The following is a 17,369-nucleotide window of genomic DNA, read 5'->3' as shown; positions in this document are numbered from 1 at the left end:
CTCCTCATCGTCCGACGACGCCGGTGCGGTTGATCAGTGTGTCGAGCATCTCGTCGATCGCGGTCAGGACGCGAGCCGCACCCTCGTACGCGCGCTGGAACGCGAGCATGTTCACCGACTCCTCGTCGGTGTCCACACTGGCCTGCGCGAGCTGCTGCTGCACGGCGGTCGAGCGCGCCGCCTCGGCGACCTTCGCGCGCGAGCCCGCGCCGGCCGCACGCACGCCGAGGTCCACGACGACGGTGCTCCACTCGCTGTCCGGCCCGGTGGCGGACGTGCCGAGCGAGCCGATCACGTCCGCGATCGAGCCGTCGAGCGCTCCCGCGCCGGCCGCGGCGACTGCGATGTGGGTGGGGTCGTCGAGCGCGACGCTGAGGCCGAGGGCTGCGGGCAGCCCGGGGGTGAACGTGAAGAAGTCTCCGCCCGGGGTGCCGTCCGCGCGCACGGCGGTCGAGTGCAGGCCGTTGACCTGGGTCGCGATCGAGGTCGCGACCGCGTCGAGCCGCGCCGCGGTCTCGGCGAGCGGGCCGCCCGCACCCGTGCCGTCGGCCGGTGCGAGCACGGAGAGCTGACCGGCGACCCGGCCGCCGGTCAGGGCGACGGCCTGCGTCGGACGCTCGCTCCACACGACCGAGACCGACTGCCCCGGGGTCGCGGTGACCTGGTCGAACGCCGTGGCGCCGGCGATGCTCAGGGTGCTGACCCGCGTGCCACGGACCAGCGCGTTGCCGCCGACCATGACGTCGAGGCTGCCGTCGGGGCGCACGTCGGCGACCGCGCCGACCAGCGACGAGAGCTGGTTGACCAGCAGGTCCCGCTCGTCGGCGAGCTCGTGCGCGGTGGCACCCGAGGCTGTGATCGCGGCGATCCGGCCGTTGAGGTCCGCGATGCTCGCCGCGGCGCCGTTCACCTGGTCGACGAGCGCGACCGTGGTCTGCCGGGCCTGCACCCACTGCGTCCGCACGTCGGAGTAGAGCGTCCCGATGCGCTGCGCGACCGCGCGCGAGGACTCCAGCAGCACCGCGCGGCTCGAGGACTTGTCGGGGTAGTTGCCGACCTCCTGCCAGGCCGCCCACATGTCGGAGAGCTGGGTCGACAGCCCGGTCTCGCTGGGCTCGCCGAGCGAGCTCTCGAGCGTCGAGTACGCCTCGGCGCGCGCCGTCAGGTACGACGACGACGACGTCGCGACCCGCAGCTTGGCGTCGAGGAACACGTCGGCGAGGCGGTCGACGCTGGAGATGCGCGTGCCCTGGCCCGCGCCGTTGTTGGTGGAGAACAGGGACGGCACCTGCACCCCCGACACCGACGAGAACGTCGCGCGCTGGCGCGTGTAGCCCACGGTGTTGGCGTTCGCGACGTTCTGGCCGGCGACGTCAAGCGCCTGCCGCTGCGCGATCAGCGAGCTCAGCGCGGTGCCGAGCCCGGAGAAGGTGCTCACGGTCGGTGTCCTCCTGTCCGCCGTCGTCGGCGGGTCGGTGAGTGGGGGTCAGAGGGTGCGGTCGACGAGCAGCGCGTCGGCCCGGCGGCTCGTGCTCTGGCCGGTGCCGTCGTACGTGGCCACGTCGTGCATCGAGGCGAGGGTCTCCTGCGTCGCGCGGTGCGACATCGCGAGCAGCTCGCGGTTGCCGTCGGCGAGCTGGGAGATCTCGGTGGTGAGGGTCGCGAACGCGGCGCGGTGCTGGCGCAGCAGGTCGTCCCACGGCGCGGGTGCGGCGTCGGCCAGCTGCGCGAGGCTCGCGCCGTCGGGCAGGCCCAGCGCGGCGCACGCCGCCGACGCCTCGACCGAGCGGCCGAGCTCGGCGTCGCGGATCTGGTCCAGGACGGCCTCGACCTCACGCGTCGCGTGCGGCAGCCACCGCGTGCGTCCGCTCGTCAGGAGCAGCTGCTCCTCCTCGAGCTTGAACAGCAGCAGCTCGAGCAGCGAGCGCTCGTGCCACAACACCTCCGACAGGGCGTCGATGGTCATCTCACCTCCTTGGTGGACCGCGCCGCCCAGCAACCGGTCGGTGTGTCCTCGCCCGCACCCATCGGCAGGGACGGGCTGGTGCTGAACGTCTCGCGGTGGTCGTTTCGATTGTCTCGTGGGGAAGTGTCGCGATCGGGCGTGCGGCGCGCGATTGCTGCCCGGGTCAACAGGCTTCTGACCTGGACGGTCGTCCACCTGGGCGGCAGGTGAGGGCTCTTCGCTGTGATGTGCATCACACCGGCGTGTCGTGGGTGCTGCCACCCAGGTGAGTCCACACATCGGACACTGCGCAGGTCGGAGGCTGTATGCGCGCGACCCGTTTTCCGAATTGTTCCATCGTCGATGGGAGCGTTAACAAACGGGTCGCAGGATTGGACCTTCAAGGTCCGGTCCGCGGGCGCCGAACAGCATTTCGTGACCCAGCAGAACGATGTCGACGCCCTCGTCGTCTCGAACCTCCCGCTCGTCGGATACGCCGTGTCCGAGATGCTCCGGCGCGTGCCGCCGACCGTCTCGCGCGACGATCTCGCGTCGGCCGGGAGCCTCGCGCTCGTGCTCGCCGCGCGGTCGTACGACGCGACCACGGGCGTGCCGTTCGCGCGGTACGCGTCGCTGCGGATCCGCGGCGCGCTCGTCGACGAGCTGCGCTCGATGGACTGGGCCAGTCGAGGCGCACGGGCCCGGGTCCGTGAGCTCACCGACACCACCGAGCGGCTCACCGCAGCGTTCGGCCGGCCGCCGACCCGCGAGGAGCTCGCGTCCGCGCTGGGCACCCGGGTCGAGGCGGTCGACGAGGCGCGCAGCGACGCCGCCCGTCGCGTCCTGTCCATCGACGCGACCGACGGTCCCGGCATCGCCGACACGATCGCGGACGCGGGTCGCACGCCCGAGCAGGTCGTGCTCGCGAACGAGCGGCTGCGCTGGCTGCGCTCGGCGGTCGACACGCTGCCCGACCGCCTGCAGGCGGTGGTGCGCGGGATCTTCCTCGAGGACCGCTCCGTCGCGGAGCTGGCCGACGAGCTCGGCGTGACCCAGTCGCGCATCAGCCAGCTGCGCACCGAGGCGCTGGGCCTCCTGCGCGACGGGCTCAACACGCACCTCGACCCCGACCTCGTCTCGACGCCCGATCGGCCCGAGGGTGTCGCCGAGCGTCGTCGTCAGGCGTACTTCGCCTCGATCGCCTCGCGCAGCGCGCAGTACGCCGCTGCCGAGCGCCTCTCCTACGTGCCGAGCCCGGCGTCGTCGCCCTCGGAGGCGGCCCGCTTCGCCGGCTCTGCCTGACCCGCAGGACCGGCGCAGAAACTCGTCGCGAGAAATCCTCACCCGGGCCCCTCGGGAGCCGATCGGGAAGGTGTGCCCACGGAAGGGCTGACCTGACCCGACTCAAGGAGGAAGATCACGATGGGTCTCTCGATCAACAACAACATCGCGGCGATGAACTCGTACCGCAACCTCTCCACCACGCAGAACGACCTGAGCAAGTCCCTCGAGAAGCTCTCGAGCGGTCTGCGCATCAACCGCGCCGCTGACGACGCTGCCGGCCTCGCGATCTCGGAGGGCCTGCGGGCTCAGATCGGTGGCACCAAGCAGGCCGTCCGCAACGCTCAGGACGGCATCTCGGTCGTCCAGACCGCTGAGGGCGCTCTGACCGAGACCCACTCGATCCTCCAGCGCATGCGCACCCTGGGTGTGCAGGCCGCCAACGACGGTGGTCTGTCGACCACCGCCAAGGGCAACATCCAGGACGAGATCGACCAGCTCAAGACCGAGCTGACCCGGATCGCGGACACCACGAAGTTCAACGGCAAGACGCTGCTGGACGGCACCTACAACGGTTCCTTCCAGGTCGGCGCCAACACGGCGTCCGCCGACAAGATCGCCGTGGACCTCACCGCCGCGTCGATGAGCACCGCGGGCCTCGGCCTGTCGGCGATCGACGTCACGGGTGACGCGACGCAGTACCGCGGCACGGTCGACCTGTTCGGCGCGGCGCCGACGGCCACCGACGTCGTCATCAACGGCAACGCCTACGCGGTCGACCTGACCGGGTGGGCTGCCGGTGGCACCGCGGCGGACGCCGAGGCCAACCAGAAGCTCCTGAACTCGGCGCTCTCGACGGCGCTCGCGGGCACGAACTTCGCGGCCGAGGCGGACTCGTTCGGCACGATCAAGCTCTCGGGCCCCGTCACGACCGCCGGTGCGGTCTTCGACGCGGCCGCGACCTCGGTCACGGTTGCCGGTGGTGGCGCCAAGGACGCGATCGACAAGATCGACACCGCGATCAACACCGTGTCGCAGACGCGTTCGCAGCTCGGTGCGGTCCAGAACCGTTTCGACCACACCATCAACAACCTCAACGTCGCGGTGGAGAACCTGTCCGCGTCGGAGAGCCGGATCCGCGACACCGACATGGCGCAGGAGATGGTGGCGTTCACGCGCTCGCAGATCCTGTCGCAGGCGGGCACCGCGATGCTGGCCCAGGCCAAGTCGCTCCCGCAGAGCGTCCTGCAGCTCCTGCAGTGACGTCTCCGGTCGTCTGACCGGACCCCAGCTCGGGTGCACGGCCGGCACCCCCATCGCCGGCCGTGCACCCGAACACTCGTTCCCCGTACGACACGAGCTCTCCGCAGGACCCCCGTCCTGCGGAGGACCCCAGCAGCGCAGGAGCAGCCATGCCGACGATCGACGGCCTCGTCAGCGGTCTCGACACGACCGCCCTGATCGACAGCCTGATCACGCTGCAGGCCGGCCCGCAGTCGCTGCTGAAGAACAAGCAGTCCACCGCGAGCTCGCTCGTCACCGCGCTGCAGTCGCTCAACACCAAGGTCGCCTCGCTCGCCGAGCACGCCGCCAAGGCGTCGAAGGCCCAGTCCTGGAACGCGGTCACGGCCTCCGCGAGCGGGTCCGGCGTCACCGCCGCCGCCAAGGAGGGCGCCCAGGCGGGCACGCTCACGCTGCGCGTCGGCGCGGTCGCGGCCTCGCAGTCGTCGCTGCTGACGCTCCCCGCGGCGGCCGATTACGGCACCGCGACCCCCACGTTCACGATCACGCGCAACGGCGAGACGACGAGCGTCACGGCCCTGAGCACGTCGGTGGCCGACGTCGTCGAGGCCTTCAACTCCTCCGGCTCGGGCGTGCGTGCGACCGCGATCAAGGTCCCCGAGCTCGATGGCGACGGCAACCCGACCGGCGGCACCACCTACCGCGTGCAGCTCACCGGCACGGACACGGGCGCCGCGAACGCGTTCACCGTGACGCGTTCCGCGACCGACGGCACCGCACCGGTGGCGCTCGAGCAGATCCGCGCCGCCGCGGACGCCTCCGTCACGCTCTTCGCGGGCACGTCCGCCCAGCAGACGCTCACCTCGGCGAGCAACACGTTCGAGGGCCTCATGTCGGGCATCGACGTGACGGTCAGCGCCGTGACCGCGGCCGACGCGCCCGACGTGACGCTCACGGTCGCGTCCGACAAGACCGCGCTGCGGGCGCTGGCGTCCGGGCTCGTCTCCAACCTCGGCGCGATCCTCGGCGACATCACCTCGCGCACCGCGTCGACGACCTCGACCGCGTCCGACGGCGGCTCGGTCGTCAAGGGCGGACTGTTCTCGGGCGACTCCACGATCCGCTTCCTGCAGCAGAACCTCCTGGCGCAGGCGTCCGCGCCCGTCAACGGCGTCTCGCCGTCCGACGTCGGCATCGTGATCGGCAAGGACGGCACGTTCTCGTTCGACCAGGAGAAGTTCGACGCCGCGCTCGCGGCCGACCCCTCGCGGGTCCAGTCGATCGTCAGCACGGTCGCCGAGCGCCTCGCGGGCACCGCGAAGTCGGCCTCGGACTCCAGCACCGGCAGCCTGACGCTGTCGATCCAGTCGCAGCAGGCGCTCGTCAAGGACCTCGGCGAGCGGATCACCGACTGGGACGACCGCCTCGCGATGCGTCGCACGTCGCTCGAGCGCGTGTACGCGGCGCTCGAGACGTCGATGGCGAACCTGCAGTCCCAGTCGAGCTACCTGACCAGCCAGATCAACGCGCTGACGTCGTCCAAGTCGAGCTGACCCCGGAGAAGCCATGTACTCAGCACGCGCGAGCTACGTCACCGCTGCGGTCGAGACCGCCGCACCCGCCAAGCTCGTCACCATGCTGTTCGACCGCCTGCTGCTCGACGTCGACCGCGCGAGCGCTGCGTTCGAACGAGGCGAGACGCTCGAGGGCCGCACGCTGGTGCAGCACGCCCAGGACATCGTCGCCGAGCTCATGGCGAGCCTCGACGTCGCGGCGTGGGAGGGCGGTCCCGCCCTGATGTCGGTCTACGCCTTCCTGTACTCCTCGCTCGTCGACGCCGCGCTCACGAGCGACGTCGCGACGCTCGCGTCGTGCCGTGAGCTCATCGCGTCCCTCACCGCGACGTGGCACGAGGCCGCCGAGCTCGCAGTCGCCGGCACGGCTCCCGCGGCGGCTGCGACGCCCGCCGGCGCCGGTCTGCTCGGGATCGGCTGACATGAGCGCGCCCGGCCTCCGGCCGGCACCACCCGCCGACGAGGCGACCTGGCAGCACCGCTGGGAGGAGGCGCTCGCCTCGTTCGAGATCGACCTCGTCGCGGCCGAGGAGCTGCTGCGCGTCGCGCACCTGCCCGGCGTCGCCGAGGTCGCCGAGCTCTCGTCGTGGCACCCGCCCGCCGACCTCGGGCCCCTGCCCGCGCCGCTGCTCGCGCGCGCCCAGGCGGTCCTCGAGCGCCAGATCGAGGTGGCCGGGCTCATCGCCCAGGCCGCGGCCTCGTCGCGCCGCCAGATGGCGACGACGCGAGCCCTGCGCGCGCGCCCCGAGGCCGTCCCCGTGTACCTCGACGCGCAGGGCTGACCTCGGCCGAACGGGTGAGAGCAGATCCCGACCGCTCGAACTGCTCACGAACCGCCTCGAGGCTCCGATGGGCCACTGTGAGCACGGACAGCTCACCCAGCAGGCCACGGATGGCCGCCCCGCCGTCGCGGATGAGGCGAAACCTGTGGGCCTTCTCGACTCTGTGAGCTACAACGCGGTCACCACCGCGCTCGACGCTCTCGCGCTGCGCCAGCGCGCCATCGCCGACAACGTCGCGAACATCCAGACGCCGGGCTACCACGCCCAGGTCGTCGAGTTCGAGGACGCGCTCGCGCGTGCGGTGGGCCGCGGCTCGGGCGTCGCCGACGCCACGGTGCGCCGCTCGCTCGCCCCCACCCAGCTCAACGGCAACAACGTCAACCTCGACGAGCAGACGACGCTGAACGTCGAGACCAACCTGCGCTACCAGCTCGCGACGCAGGCCGTCGGCGGCCAGTACTCGTCCGTCCGCGCAGCGATGAGGACCTCCTGATGAGCATCTTCGGCGCGATCGGCATCGCGCAGTCCGGCCTGACCGTGCACCGCACGTGGCTGGACGCCGTGTCCGACAACCTCGCGAACGTCTCGACCGTGACCTCGACCGACGAGGCCGCGTTCCGCGCGCGGTACGTCGTGGCGCAGGAGACCCCCGGCGCCGAGGGCGGCGCGCGGGTGGTCGGCGCGGCGTTCGGCTCGGCGGAGGGCCGGATCGTGTTCGAGCCCGGGCACCCGCTGGCCGACGAGAACGGCTACGTGCGCTACCCCGACATCGACATGGCGAGCCAGATGGCTCAGCTCGTGATGGCGCAGCGCGGCTACCAGGCGAACGCCGCCGTGGTCGACCGCGCCAAGGAGACCTACACCGCCGCACTCCAGATCGGACGCTCCTGATGCCCACCCCCGTCGCGCCGATCGGCGCGTTCATGCCGACGGCCGTCACGGCCGTCGCCCCGTCCACCGCCGCGGGCGGGCTGGACGCCGCAGCTGCCGCGTCGGGAGCGCAGTTCGGCTCCGTGCTCAGCTCGGTCGACTCGCTGCAGGCGATGCAGTCGAAGACCGCCGGCCTCGCGGTCGCGGCCGTCACGGGTGACCTCGAGAACGTGCACGACTACACGATCGCGGCGGCCGAGTCGTCGCTCGCGCTCGAGCTGACCGCGGCCGTGCGCAACAAGGCCGTGGACGCGTTCAACGAGATCATGCGGATGCAGGCCTGATGCCCGCGCAGATGCAGGCCGCCCTGGGCAAGCTCACGGGTGCGGTCAAGGAGTTCTCGCTCGCGCAGCGCACGCTCGCCGTGATCGGCGTCGCGGTGCTGGTCCTGGGCGCGGTCGCGCTCACCTCGTGGCTCGGCAAGCCCGCCATGAGCCCGCTGTTCACGAGCCTGTCCGGCGCGGACGCCGCGGCGGTCGTCGACGAGCTCGACGCGCAGGGCGTGCCGTACGAGCTCGCCGACGGCGGCGCGTCCGTCCTCGTGCCCGCGTCGCAGATCTACACCCAGCGCATCCGGCTCGCCGCGGCGGGCATCCCGGAGAACTCCGACGGCGCCGGTTACTCGCTGCTCGACGACATGCCGATGACGTCGAGCGAGTTCCAGCAGGAGAAGACCTACCAGCGCGCGCTCGAGGGCGAGCTCGCCCGCACGATCGGCGCGATGGACGGCGTCGACAGCGCCACCGTGCGGCTCGCGATGCCCGAGGAGAGCGTCTTCACGGCGACGGTCGGGGAGCCGACCGCGTCGGTCTTCGTCCGGACGCGCGCCGGCAAGTCGCTGACGAACGACCAGGTCGAGGCCATCACCCACCTCGTGGCCGCCGGCATCCCCGACATGGTGCCGAACGACGTCGCGCTCGTCGACGCGTCCGGGCAGGTCCTGTCCGCGGTCGGCTCGGGCACCACCGGTCGCTCGGGCGGCGAGGCCAGCGACTTCGAGGAGCGCGTGCGCGCCTCGGTCCAGGCCCTGCTCGACCGCGTCGTCGGCGCGGGCAACTCCGCCGTGACCGTCACCGCGACGCTCAACTTCGACGAGAGCCAGCGGACCACGGAGACGTTCGGCTCGACGCCGGAGACGCCGCCGCTCGCGTCGTCGACGACGACCGAGGAGTACACCGGCACCGGCACCACGCCCACGGGTGTGCTCGGCCCGGGCGAGGACGGCGTCAACCCGGTGACGACCCAGGAAGGTGGGACGTACAGCTCGACGAGCGAGGACCTCACCAACGCGGTCAACAAGACGACCGAGACGGTCGTCGCAGCACCGGGCTCGGTCGAGCGCCAGTCCGTGGCCGTCGTCGTCGACTCGGCCGCAGCCGCGCGCCTGGACCTCACCGAGCTGCAGGCGACCATCGCCGCCGCGGCCGGCATCGACACCGAGCGGGGCGACACGCTCGCGCTGCAGTCGGCGGCGTTCGACACGAGCGCGGCCGAGGCCGCCCAGGTCGCGATCGAGAAGGCCGACGCCGCGGCCAAGGCCGAGGCGCAGAACACGCTGCTGCGGCAGGCCGGGACCGCCGCGCTCGTCGTGGTCCTGCTCATCGTCGCGGTCATCGTGCTCGCCCGTCGTTCCCGCCGGGCGCGCCGTGAGGCCGTCGACCTCGGCATGCTGCCCATGCTCGACACCCCGGGCGGCGGCGCGGCCGCGGAGCTCGAGGGCCTCGACATCGACAACCTGCCGGTGCTGCCGCCCACGCCGCTGCCGACCACCCCCGACCCGATCGCCGTCAAGCGCGCCGAGATCTCGGCGTTGGCCGACGAGCAGCCGGAAGAGGTCGCGGACCTCCTGCGCTCGTGGCTCGCGACGCCCAGCGGACGGCGCTGATGAGCGTGCAGCTGAGCGGCCCGCAGAAGGCCGCCATGGTGCTCGTCCAGCTCGGTCGTGAGCGCGCGTCGCGCGTCATGGCGAGCATGGAGGCCTCGGAGATCGAGGAGCTGAGCGCGCAGATCCTGCGGCTCGACCGGGTCGACCAGGACCTCGCGGACGCGGTGCTCGAGGAGTTCTACGACGCCTCGGTCGCCGGTCCGGGGCTCAACGGCGGCATGGCGCTCGCGCAGCAGCTCCTCGAGGCCTCGCTCGGCGTCGAGGCGGCCGCGGCCGTCATGGAACGCCTGCAGGTGCACCTGGCGGGGCAGCCGTTCGAGTTCCTCCAGCAGGCCGACGCGCGCCAGGTCATCTCGCTGCTGTCCGCCGAGCACCCGCAGGCGATCGCGCTCGTGCTCGCGCACCTGCGGCCCGACCACGCGTCGGCGATCCTCGCGGGGCTCGAGCCGACGCTGCAGGGCGAGGTCGCGCACCGGATCGCGCTCATGGAGCGCGCGTCGCCGGACGTCGTGCAGGTCGTCGCGGAGCAGCTGCAGCGCAAGGCGTCGGCCGTCCTGACGCCGCGCGAGCTCGCGGCCGTCGGCGGCGTGCAGCCGCTCGTCGAGATCATCAACCGCGCCGACCCGACCACGGAGAAGGCGATCCTCGAGGGCCTCGCCGAGCGTGACGAGGAGCTCGCGGAGGAGGTCCGCGGCCGGATGTTCGTCTTCAACGACGTCGTCCTGCTCGAGGACCGTGCGATGCAGATGGTGCTGCGCCAGGTGGAGAACTCCGACCTGTCGCTCGCGCTCAAGGGCGTGTCCGACGAGGTCCGCGACACCGTGCTGCGCAACCTGTCCGAACGGGCGCGCGAGAACCTCGTCGAGGAGATCGAGCTGCTCGGCCCCGTCCGCCTGTCGCAGGTGGAGGAGGCGCGCTCGACGATCGTGCAGTCCATCCGCCGCCTCGAGGAGAGCGGGCAGATCGTCATCCGCCGCGACGGCGAGGACGAGTACGTTGCCTGACGCCCTCACGCTGCAGCCGCTGACGTCGACCGCTCTCGACGCGCAGGTGCACTCCGCCGCGCGCGCCGAGGGGTTCGCGGCCGGGTACGCCGCAGGCGCACGACGCGCGGCGGTCGACGCGGCCGCCGCGGCCGAGCGGGTCGCCGCCGCGTCCGCCGCGGCTGCGGTGGAGCAGCAGGAGGCGGCCGCGCGGGCGCTGGCGACGCTGGCCGCCGCGGCGCAGGCCGTGCGCGCGCTGACCGCACCCGTGCTCGCCGAGTCCACCGCGACGGTGCACGCGGCCGCGCTCGAGCTCGCCGAGGCCGTCCTGGGCGTCGAGCTGGCCGACGACGAGCGTTCGGCACGGGCCGCGCTGGCCCGTGTGCTCGCGGACGAGCCCGGTCCTGGCCCCGTGATGGTGCGGCTGCACCCGTCGGACCTCGCGACGCTGCAGCACCTGGACGCCGTCCCCGAGGCCCTGCGCCTCGAGGCGGACCCGACGCTGCATCGCGGTGACGCGCTCGCGCACCACGCCGACGGTCACCTGGACGCGCGCATCGGCGCCGCTCTCGACCGTGCGCGCGACGAGCTCGCCCGGGTCACCGACCCCACGGGCGGCACGGGACGCGCACCCGGCCGGGCTCCGGGGGCGGGCGCATGACCGCGCTCGCCACGCGCCGCGTCCTGACCCCCGAGGTCGTCGCAGCGGCCCGTCCGCAACCGGTCGGCGTGCTGCGCACCGTCGTCGGGCTCACGCTCGAGGTCGTCGGGACGCGCAGCGCGGTCGGTGACCTCGTGCGCGTCGGCGAGGGCCCCGACAGCGTGCTCGCCGAGGTCGTCGCGACCACCGGCGGGATCGCGCGCTGCCTGCCGCTCGGCGCGACGCACGGCCTGCGCGTGGGCACCGCGGTGCGCCCGGCCGGCGCGCTGCGCGTCCCCGTCGGCTCGGGGCTGCTCGGCCGCGTGCTCGACGGGCTGGGTCGCCCGATCGACGGTCGCGGACCGCTGCGGGCGCAGGCGTGGGTCCCGGTCGACGGCTCCGCGCCGCACCCGCTCGAGCGCACGCGCGTCGACACCCCGCTGGACCTGGGCGTGCGCGTCCTGGACACGCTCGTCACCGCGGGCCGCGGTCAGCGGCTCGGCCTGTTCGCGGGCTCGGGCGTCGGCAAGTCGAGCCTGCTGTCGATGATCGCGCGCGGCACCGAGGCCGAGGTCTCCGTGATCGCGCTCGTCGGCGAGCGCGGCCGTGAGGTGCGCGAGTTCCTCGAGGACGACCTGGGCGCCGAGGGACTCGCGCGGTCCGTCGTCGTCGTCGCGACGTCCGACGAGCCGCCCATGGTGCGCATGCGCTCCGCGTTCGTCGCGACCCGCATCGCCGAGCACCTGCGCGACGAGGGCCGCCACGCGGTCCTGATGATGGACTCCCTGACGCGCGTCGCGATGGCGCAGCGCGAGATCGGGCTGTCGGTCGGCGAGCCGCCCGCGACGCGCGGCTACCCGCCGAGCACCTTCTCGCTGCTCGCCCAGCTCCTCGAGCGCGCCGGGACCGGCGCGCGCGGCTCGGTCACGGGTCTGTACACGGTCCTCGTGGACGGTGACGACCACAACGAGCCCATCGCGGACGCCGCGCGCTCGATCCTCGACGGGCACGTCGTGCTCGACCGCCGCCTCGCGGTCGCCGGGCACTTCCCGAGCGTCGACGCGCTCGGCTCGATCAGCCGCGTCGCCTCGCGCGTGACGTCCGACGAGCAGCGGGCGCTCGCGCAGAGCCTGCGGTCGGTCATGGCCGCCCGCCGCGCCGCGCAGGACCTGCTCGACGTCGGCGCGTACGTCGCCGGCTCCAACCCGCTCGTCGACGCCGCCGTCACGCATGGCGCGCAGATCGACGCGTTCCTGCGGCAGGGCATGGCCGAGGCCGCGCCCGCCGACAGCTCCTGGGCACAGCTCGCCGCTCTCGTGCACACCTTGGGAGACCCCTCATGAGCCGACCGTTCCCCCTGGGTGGCCTGCTGCGCGTGCGCGAGCGCGCGGAGGAGCGTGCCGCCGCCGAGCTCGCCGCGGCCCGCCGCGAGGCCGAGGCCGTGCGGCTGCGCCAGCAGAGCGCGCGCGAGGCGTTGGCGGACTCCGTGCTCCCCGAGGGCGCGGACCGGCTCGCGTGGATCGCGGCCGTGGCGAGCCGCTCGTCGCTCGCCCTGCTGCTGCAGGAGGCCGAGCACGACGTGCACGTCGCGGAGCAGTACGTCTCCGAGCAGGCGCAGCACTGGTCGTCTGCGCGCCGTGACGTGCGGGCGATCGACCGCCTCGCGCAGCGGCACGACGAGGCCGAGCGTGCGCTCGAGGCGCACACCGAGCAGGTCGTGCTCGACGAGGTCGCGTCGCGGCGCGCCGCGGCCGAGACCGTCCGGACGCCGGGAGGTGGCGCATGACCGGGATCGCCGCGGTGCAGGCGCGGATCGCCGAGCTCGAGCAGCTGGTCGCCCCGCGGCCCGCGACCTCGTCGGTCGCGCCGTCGACCGTCGACTTCGCCGCCGCGCTCGCCGCGGCGGGACTGACCCCGTCCCCGACGTCGCTGCCCGCGGCGCCCGCGGACCCCGGCGGTGTGACCGCCGACATCGCGCCCGGCTCGGGCGTGAGCGCGCAGGACCTCATCGAGGCGGCCACGAAGTACACCGGCACGCCGTACGTGTGGGGCGGCGAGACGCTCTCCGAGGGCGGGCTGGACTGCTCGGGGCTCGTGCTGCGCGCCCTGAGCGACCTCGGCATCGGCCGGGGGATCCCGCGCGTGGCCCGCGACCAGCAGGGGCTCGGCACGAAGGTGGCCTCGCTCGACGAGGCGCTGCCGGGCGACCTGCTCGTGTTCGGCGGCGGCACGCACATCGCGATCTACGTCGGCGACGGCAAGATGCTCGACGCCCCGAAGCCGGGCGGCACGGTCGGCGTCCGCGACGTGTGGGCCGAGCCGACGAACATCCGCCGGATCTTGCCGCAGGAGTCCGCCACGGCGGCTGCCGCGGTCTCGGCCGGCGCGGGGGCCGTGCCCTCCGGCAGTGGGCTCGCGTCGCTCGCCGGGCTGCTGGGTGGGTCCTCGGCCGACTCGACCGCGGCGACGCAGGCGGCCTGGCAGGTGCTGCTGGGCGCCGTCGGCACGTCCGCGCCCGCGAACCCCGCCTCGGCCGGCGCGCTGCTCGGCGCCGGTTCGCCCCTGGCCTCGACCGGGACCTCGTTCGCCGCCGGCACGTCCTTCTCCGCCGGTGCGGGGCTCGCCCCCGCCTCCCTGATCGCCGCTCTGACTGGTGGTGCCGCATGACGACCGTGACCGCAGCCTCCGCCCCGCCCGCCGCGGCGGTCCCCTCCGCGCGCGGCGCACGCCCCACCGGGAGCGACCGGGACTTCGCCCGCGCGCTCGAGGGCGCCGACCGTGCGCTCGAGCGGCCGAGCGACGCCGCCTCCCCCGTGGACCCGTCGCTCGAGCGGGACCTCGCGCAGGGGACGGACCCCGCCGACGAGACCGCGGCCGACCGTGCGGACAGCGCGCCGACGACCCCGGCGAGCTCGGCCCCGACGACCCCGACGACGACCGTCGACGGCTCCGCGTGGAGCGTGGCCGCGCTCGCCGCCACGACCGCGACCAGCGAGGCGGAGACGGTCGCTGCGGACGCCACGGCGACCGACCAGGCCGACGCCGCGCTCGCCCCGGCGGCGCGCCCGACCACGACCCCCGCCGAGCAGCCGAACAGGGCCGCGACGCCCGGGCAGGCGTCCGGGCAGACAGCCGGGCAGCCGGCCGGGCAGGTGGCCGGCGGCGACGCACCGACCGCGCCCGCCGAGCAGGCCACCGACCAGCGCACCGCGGCGACCGCGCGCGCCGGCACCGAGCGCCCGAGCGCACCCGCGGGCGCGCTCCGCGACGCCCCGGCCGCCGACGCGTCGGGCGCCCCTGCGCCGGGGTCCGCAGAGCGCGCGACCGGCCCGGCGACGGGTCAGCCGACCGGCCCGGCGGCCACAGCGGCGCAGGCGTCGGCCCCCGCGGCCTCGTCGGCCCCGACAACGGCGACCCCGGTCGCCGTGCCGGCAGCAGTCACACCCTCGGCCGCAGGCGTCGCCGACGCCCCGGCGCCCGTCCCGGCGGCTCCCGCACCCTCGTCCTCGCCCGCGACGCAGGCGGTGCCGCTCGCCGAGCAGCTCGGCGCACGGCTCGCGACCCTCGGCGGGCTGCACCGCGGCACGCACGTGCTGTCGGTGCCCGTCGACCCGGTGCACCTCGGGCCGGTGCGGATCGTCGCGCACATCGGCGCCGACTCGGTGCGCGTCGAGCTCGTCGGCGCGGGGGAGGCCTCGCGGCAGGCGCTGCAGGCCGCGCTCGGCGACCTGCGCCGCGACCTCGCCGCGGCCGGCGTCCAGGTGGACGTCGGCGCGGAGGGCCGCCGCGGCGGCTCCGGCACGGCGCCCGAGACGTCGTCCGGCTCGCCGGGCGGCGCCGGCGGGTCGCAGGACGGGCCCGACGAGCGCACGCGCCGAGCCGGCGACGCGCGAGCGACGCCCGCGACCTCGTCGGACCGGCAGCCCTCGCAGCCGGACGCGACCTCCACCCGCAGCCGCCACCTCGACCTCGTCGTCTGACGACCAGCACGGACAGGACCACGCATGAGCATCGACACCTCGTACGCCACGGGCGCGACCGGCGCCACGGCCTCGACGACCGCCACCACGCCGAGCGGCACGCTCGACCAGCAGGCGTTCCTCAACCTGCTCGTCGCGCAGCTGCGCAACCAGGACCCGTCCTCGCCGATGGACTCCTCGCAGCTCATGGCGCAGACCACCCAGCTCGCGACGATGGAGCAGCTCACCACGCTCACCGACACGTCGCGCGAGGCGTTCGCGCTGCAGATGCGCGTCGCCGCCGCCTCGCTCGTCGGGCAGACCGTCTCGTGGGCCGACGCCGAGGGCGTCAAGCACTCGGGTGTGGTCGACGCCGTCGACTACGCGGGCTCGGTGCCCGTGGTCACGGTCGGCGACGAGAAGATCCCGCTCGACCAGGTCGCCACCGTCACGCGCACGGCCTCGTCCACCGACGACGAGTCCTGACCCGGCCCCCGCGCCGCACCCGCCTCCTCACCTCACCACCCGCGCCGTCCGGCGCGGCCCTCGAAGGGAAACCGCCATGCTCCGCTCCCTCTTCGCCGGCATCAGCGGCCTGCGCAGCCACCAGACGATGCTCGACGTCACCGGCAACAACATCGCCAACGTCAACACGACGGGCTTCAAGTCGTCGCAGGTCGTGTTCCAGGACACCCTGAGCCAGCTCCTGACGGGTGCGGGCGGCGCGCAGGACGGCGTGGGTGGCACCAACCCCGCGCAGATCGGCCTCGGTGTGCGCGTCGCGGGGGTGACCACGAACTTCACGCAGGGCGCGTCGCAGATGACGGGCCGCAGCACCGACATGATGATCCAGGGCGACGGCTTCTTCGTGGTCCGCAAGGGTGCCGAGACGTACTACACGCGTGCCGGCTCGTTCGACTTCGACGCGACCGGCCAGATGGTGCTCCCCGGTGAGGGCGCGCTCGTGCAGGGCTGGATGGCCGTCAACGGCGTCATCGACACCAACGGGCCCGTGACGGACCTGAGCGTGCCCGCCGGGACCGTGATGCCCGCCGTGGCGTCCACGAGCGCGACCTACAAGGGCAACCTGGACGCCGCCGCGCCCGACGGCACCGTGCTGCACCGGACCATCGACGTCTACGACGCGACCGGCTCCGCCCGCACGCTGACGCTCACCTTCACGAAGTCGGCCGCCGGCTGGGCCGTCGAGGGCTCCGACGGTGCCGCGACGGTCGCGTCGACCGCGATGACGTTCGACGCAGCGGGCGCCCTGACGTCCCCGACGACGATGACCGTGGGCGGCGTGGCCGTGGACCTGTCCACCCTCACGGGGTTCGCGGGGCTCGACACGGTCAAGGCCGACTCGCAGAACGGTCAGGGCGCGGGCACCCTGCAGTCGTTCACGCTCGGCGCCGACGGCACGATCATGGGCTCGTTCTCCAACGGCATGAAGCAGGCGATCGGCCGCATCGCGCTGTCGGCGTTCACCAACCCCGCGGGCCTCGAGAAGGCCGGCGGCTCGCTGTTCCGCACGACCGTGAACTCCGGCGAGCCGGCGATCGGCACGGCCGGCACGGGTGCGCGTGGCTCGCTCGCGGGTGGTGCGCTCGAGATGTCGAACGTCGACCTGTCCTCGGAGTTCACCAGCCTGATCGTCGCGCAGCGCGGCTTCCAGGCGAACTCGCGCGTCATCACGACGTCCGACGAGGTCCTGCAGGAGCTCGTCAACCTCAAGCGCTGACCGCCCGGGACGCACGCACCCGGGCACGTCCCGGCGGCCTCGCCGAGCACACCGCGCACCGCGCCCCACGCCCACCCGGGACGTGGGGCGCGGTGTTTGCCGGGTTCGTGGCGGTCCCGGGGCGTGGGAATGCGTGGGAATGGACCGCGTTCCGCCAAATCCCCACGAGGCCCGGTGGCGAGCCGCTACGGTCCCGTGTGAGCGCTCACATGGAGGCTCACCGCGACCGTGCGGCACGACGACGTGCTCCGGCGCGGACTTTCTCGATGAGGAGAAGGCATGCTGAACAGGTCACGTCGTACCCGCGGGATCGCTGCCACGATCGCCGTGCTCGCCCTCGGTCTCACCGCGTGCAGCACGGGCTCGGACGGCAAAGCGACCTCGACCAGCACCGCCGGCGGCGGCCA

The 17,369-nt window shown here is 73.8% G+C and carries 19 protein-coding genes; 17 read left to right on the top strand and 2 right to left on the bottom strand.

The features are described 5' to 3' along the window. Positions 1-4: 4 nt before the first annotated feature. Together flgK and flgN are read right to left on the bottom strand one after the other, a co-directional pair. Positions 5-1,438 (bottom strand): flagellar hook-associated protein FlgK, encoded by a 1,434-nt coding sequence (gene flgK, locus CGE01nite_RS12770; RefSeq protein ID WP_141371301.1) that lies wholly within the window; start codon positions 1,436-1,438, stop codon positions 5-7. A 48-nt stretch (positions 1,439-1,486) separates the two neighbouring features. Beyond that, positions 1,487-1,966 (bottom strand): flagellar export chaperone FlgN, encoded by a 480-nt coding sequence (gene flgN, locus CGE01nite_RS12765; protein ID WP_048341700.1) that lies wholly within the window; start codon positions 1,964-1,966, stop codon positions 1,487-1,489. A 414-nt stretch (positions 1,967-2,380) separates the two neighbouring features. Here flgN and CGE01nite_RS12760 point away from each other — a divergent pair, with 414 nt between their 5' ends. From CGE01nite_RS12760 to CGE01nite_RS12680, 17 genes are all read left to right on the top strand, one after another. After that, positions 2,381-3,247: a sigma-70 family RNA polymerase sigma factor gene (locus tag CGE01nite_RS12760; protein WP_048341701.1), complete on the top strand. Its 867-nt coding sequence runs from the start codon at positions 2,381-2,383 to the stop codon at positions 3,245-3,247. A 120-nt stretch (positions 3,248-3,367) separates the two neighbouring features. Further along, positions 3,368-4,489, top strand: a complete 1,122-nt coding sequence (locus tag CGE01nite_RS12755; protein WP_141371299.1) for a flagellin N-terminal helical domain-containing protein — start codon at positions 3,368-3,370, stop codon at positions 4,487-4,489. 149 nt (positions 4,490-4,638) lie between these two features. Further along, a complete protein-coding gene (gene fliD, locus CGE01nite_RS12750; RefSeq protein WP_141371298.1) occupies positions 4,639-6,021 on the top strand; it encodes a flagellar filament capping protein FliD in 1,383 nt (460 codons plus the stop codon). Between the two features lie 13 nt (positions 6,022-6,034). After that, positions 6,035-6,463, top strand: coding sequence for a flagellar export chaperone FliS (gene fliS / locus CGE01nite_RS12745; RefSeq protein WP_048341704.1), 429 nt, complete (start codon positions 6,035-6,037; stop codon positions 6,461-6,463). Between the two features lies 1 nt (position 6,464). After that, positions 6,465-6,824, top strand: coding sequence for a hypothetical protein (locus CGE01nite_RS12740; protein ID WP_141371297.1), 360 nt, complete (start codon positions 6,465-6,467; stop codon positions 6,822-6,824). A 145-nt stretch (positions 6,825-6,969) separates the two neighbouring features. Beyond that, the gene (flgB, locus tag CGE01nite_RS12735; protein WP_229747274.1) at positions 6,970-7,317 is read left to right on the top strand and encodes a flagellar basal body rod protein FlgB; all 348 of its coding nucleotides are present in this window, start codon (positions 6,970-6,972) and stop codon (positions 7,315-7,317) included. Next, the gene (locus tag CGE01nite_RS12730) at positions 7,317-7,715 is read left to right on the top strand and encodes a flagellar basal body rod protein FlgC (protein WP_048341707.1); all 399 of its coding nucleotides are present in this window, start codon (positions 7,317-7,319) and stop codon (positions 7,713-7,715) included. The genes flgB and CGE01nite_RS12730 overlap by 1 nt, the downstream gene beginning before the upstream one ends. After that, entirely contained in the window at positions 7,715-8,038 is a 324-nt protein-coding gene (gene fliE / locus CGE01nite_RS12725) for a flagellar hook-basal body complex protein FliE (protein ID WP_048341708.1), read from the top strand. The genes CGE01nite_RS12730 and fliE overlap by 1 nt, the downstream gene beginning before the upstream one ends. Beyond that, the gene (gene fliF, locus CGE01nite_RS12720) at positions 8,038-9,639 is read left to right on the top strand and encodes a flagellar basal-body MS-ring/collar protein FliF (RefSeq protein WP_048341709.1); all 1,602 of its coding nucleotides are present in this window, start codon (positions 8,038-8,040) and stop codon (positions 9,637-9,639) included. Before fliE ends, fliF begins: the two co-directional genes overlap by 1 nt. After that, complete coding sequence (fliG, locus tag CGE01nite_RS12715) at positions 9,639-10,643, top strand: flagellar motor switch protein FliG (protein ID WP_048341713.1); 1,005 nt, start codon at positions 9,639-9,641, stop codon at positions 10,641-10,643. The genes fliF and fliG overlap by 1 nt, the downstream gene beginning before the upstream one ends. Next, the gene (locus tag CGE01nite_RS12710) at positions 10,636-11,283 is read left to right on the top strand and encodes a FliH/SctL family protein (protein WP_141371295.1); all 648 of its coding nucleotides are present in this window, start codon (positions 10,636-10,638) and stop codon (positions 11,281-11,283) included. Before fliG ends, CGE01nite_RS12710 begins: the two co-directional genes overlap by 8 nt. Beyond that, complete coding sequence (locus tag CGE01nite_RS12705; protein ID WP_141371294.1) at positions 11,280-12,605, top strand: FliI/YscN family ATPase; 1,326 nt, start codon at positions 11,280-11,282, stop codon at positions 12,603-12,605. Before CGE01nite_RS12710 ends, CGE01nite_RS12705 begins: the two co-directional genes overlap by 4 nt. Beyond that, on the top strand, positions 12,602-13,048 hold the full coding sequence (locus CGE01nite_RS12700; RefSeq protein WP_141371293.1) for a flagellar export protein FliJ: 447 nt from the start codon (positions 12,602-12,604) through the stop codon (positions 13,046-13,048). The genes CGE01nite_RS12705 and CGE01nite_RS12700 overlap by 4 nt, the downstream gene beginning before the upstream one ends. Then, the gene (locus CGE01nite_RS12695) at positions 13,045-13,929 is read left to right on the top strand and encodes a C40 family peptidase (RefSeq protein ID WP_141371292.1); all 885 of its coding nucleotides are present in this window, start codon (positions 13,045-13,047) and stop codon (positions 13,927-13,929) included. The genes CGE01nite_RS12700 and CGE01nite_RS12695 overlap by 4 nt, the downstream gene beginning before the upstream one ends. Continuing rightward, positions 13,926-15,242 (top strand): flagellar hook-length control protein FliK, encoded by a 1,317-nt coding sequence (locus tag CGE01nite_RS12690; protein WP_141371291.1) that lies wholly within the window; start codon positions 13,926-13,928, stop codon positions 15,240-15,242. Before CGE01nite_RS12695 ends, CGE01nite_RS12690 begins: the two co-directional genes overlap by 4 nt. A gap of 24 nt (positions 15,243-15,266) precedes the next feature. After that, on the top strand, positions 15,267-15,707 hold the full coding sequence (locus CGE01nite_RS12685; protein WP_141371290.1) for a flagellar hook assembly protein FlgD: 441 nt from the start codon (positions 15,267-15,269) through the stop codon (positions 15,705-15,707). Between the two features lie 76 nt (positions 15,708-15,783). Beyond that, a complete protein-coding gene (locus tag CGE01nite_RS12680) occupies positions 15,784-16,962 on the top strand; it encodes a flagellar hook protein FlgE (protein WP_141371289.1) in 1,179 nt (392 codons plus the stop codon). The last annotated feature ends 407 nt before the right edge of the window (positions 16,963-17,369 follow it).

It is taken from the genome of Cellulomonas gelida (assembly GCF_006538725.1).
In the GTDB taxonomy this organism is placed as follows: Bacteria; Actinomycetota; Actinomycetes; order Actinomycetales; family Cellulomonadaceae; genus Cellulomonas; species Cellulomonas gelida.
The sequence above is the reverse complement of the archived record's forward strand: the minus strand, read 5'-3'. Positions and strand labels throughout refer to the sequence as shown.

What these genes read in the sequence shown, in the direction of transcription:
- fliD (WP_141371298.1), top strand. Translation starts at nt 4,639, where the DNA reads ATGCCGACGATCGACGGCCTCGTCAGCGGTCTCGACACGACCGCCCTG.
- fliG (WP_048341713.1), top strand. Translation starts at nt 9,639, where the DNA reads ATGAGCGTGCAGCTGAGCGGCCCGCAGAAGGCCGCCATGGTGCTCGTC.
- flgN (WP_048341700.1), bottom strand. Translation starts at nt 1,966, where the DNA reads ATGACCATCGACGCCCTGTCGGAGGTGTTGTGGCACGAGCGCTCGCTG.
- CGE01nite_RS12680 (WP_141371289.1), top strand. Translation starts at nt 15,784, where the DNA reads ATGCTCCGCTCCCTCTTCGCCGGCATCAGCGGCCTGCGCAGCCACCAG.
- CGE01nite_RS12755 (WP_141371299.1), top strand. Translation starts at nt 3,368, where the DNA reads ATGGGTCTCTCGATCAACAACAACATCGCGGCGATGAACTCGTACCGC.
- CGE01nite_RS12740 (WP_141371297.1), top strand. Translation starts at nt 6,465, where the DNA reads ATGAGCGCGCCCGGCCTCCGGCCGGCACCACCCGCCGACGAGGCGACC.
- CGE01nite_RS12705 (WP_141371294.1), top strand. Translation starts at nt 11,280, where the DNA reads ATGACCGCGCTCGCCACGCGCCGCGTCCTGACCCCCGAGGTCGTCGCA.
- fliS (WP_048341704.1), top strand. Translation starts at nt 6,035, where the DNA reads ATGTACTCAGCACGCGCGAGCTACGTCACCGCTGCGGTCGAGACCGCC.
- CGE01nite_RS12690 (WP_141371291.1), top strand. Translation starts at nt 13,926, where the DNA reads ATGACGACCGTGACCGCAGCCTCCGCCCCGCCCGCCGCGGCGGTCCCC.
- CGE01nite_RS12685 (WP_141371290.1), top strand. Translation starts at nt 15,267, where the DNA reads ATGAGCATCGACACCTCGTACGCCACGGGCGCGACCGGCGCCACGGCC.
- CGE01nite_RS12730 (WP_048341707.1), top strand. Translation starts at nt 7,317, where the DNA reads ATGAGCATCTTCGGCGCGATCGGCATCGCGCAGTCCGGCCTGACCGTG.
- fliE (WP_048341708.1), top strand. Translation starts at nt 7,715, where the DNA reads ATGCCCACCCCCGTCGCGCCGATCGGCGCGTTCATGCCGACGGCCGTC.
- CGE01nite_RS12695 (WP_141371292.1), top strand. Translation starts at nt 13,045, where the DNA reads ATGACCGGGATCGCCGCGGTGCAGGCGCGGATCGCCGAGCTCGAGCAG.
- fliF (WP_048341709.1), top strand. Translation starts at nt 8,038, where the DNA reads ATGCCCGCGCAGATGCAGGCCGCCCTGGGCAAGCTCACGGGTGCGGTC.
- CGE01nite_RS12700 (WP_141371293.1), top strand. Translation starts at nt 12,602, where the DNA reads ATGAGCCGACCGTTCCCCCTGGGTGGCCTGCTGCGCGTGCGCGAGCGC.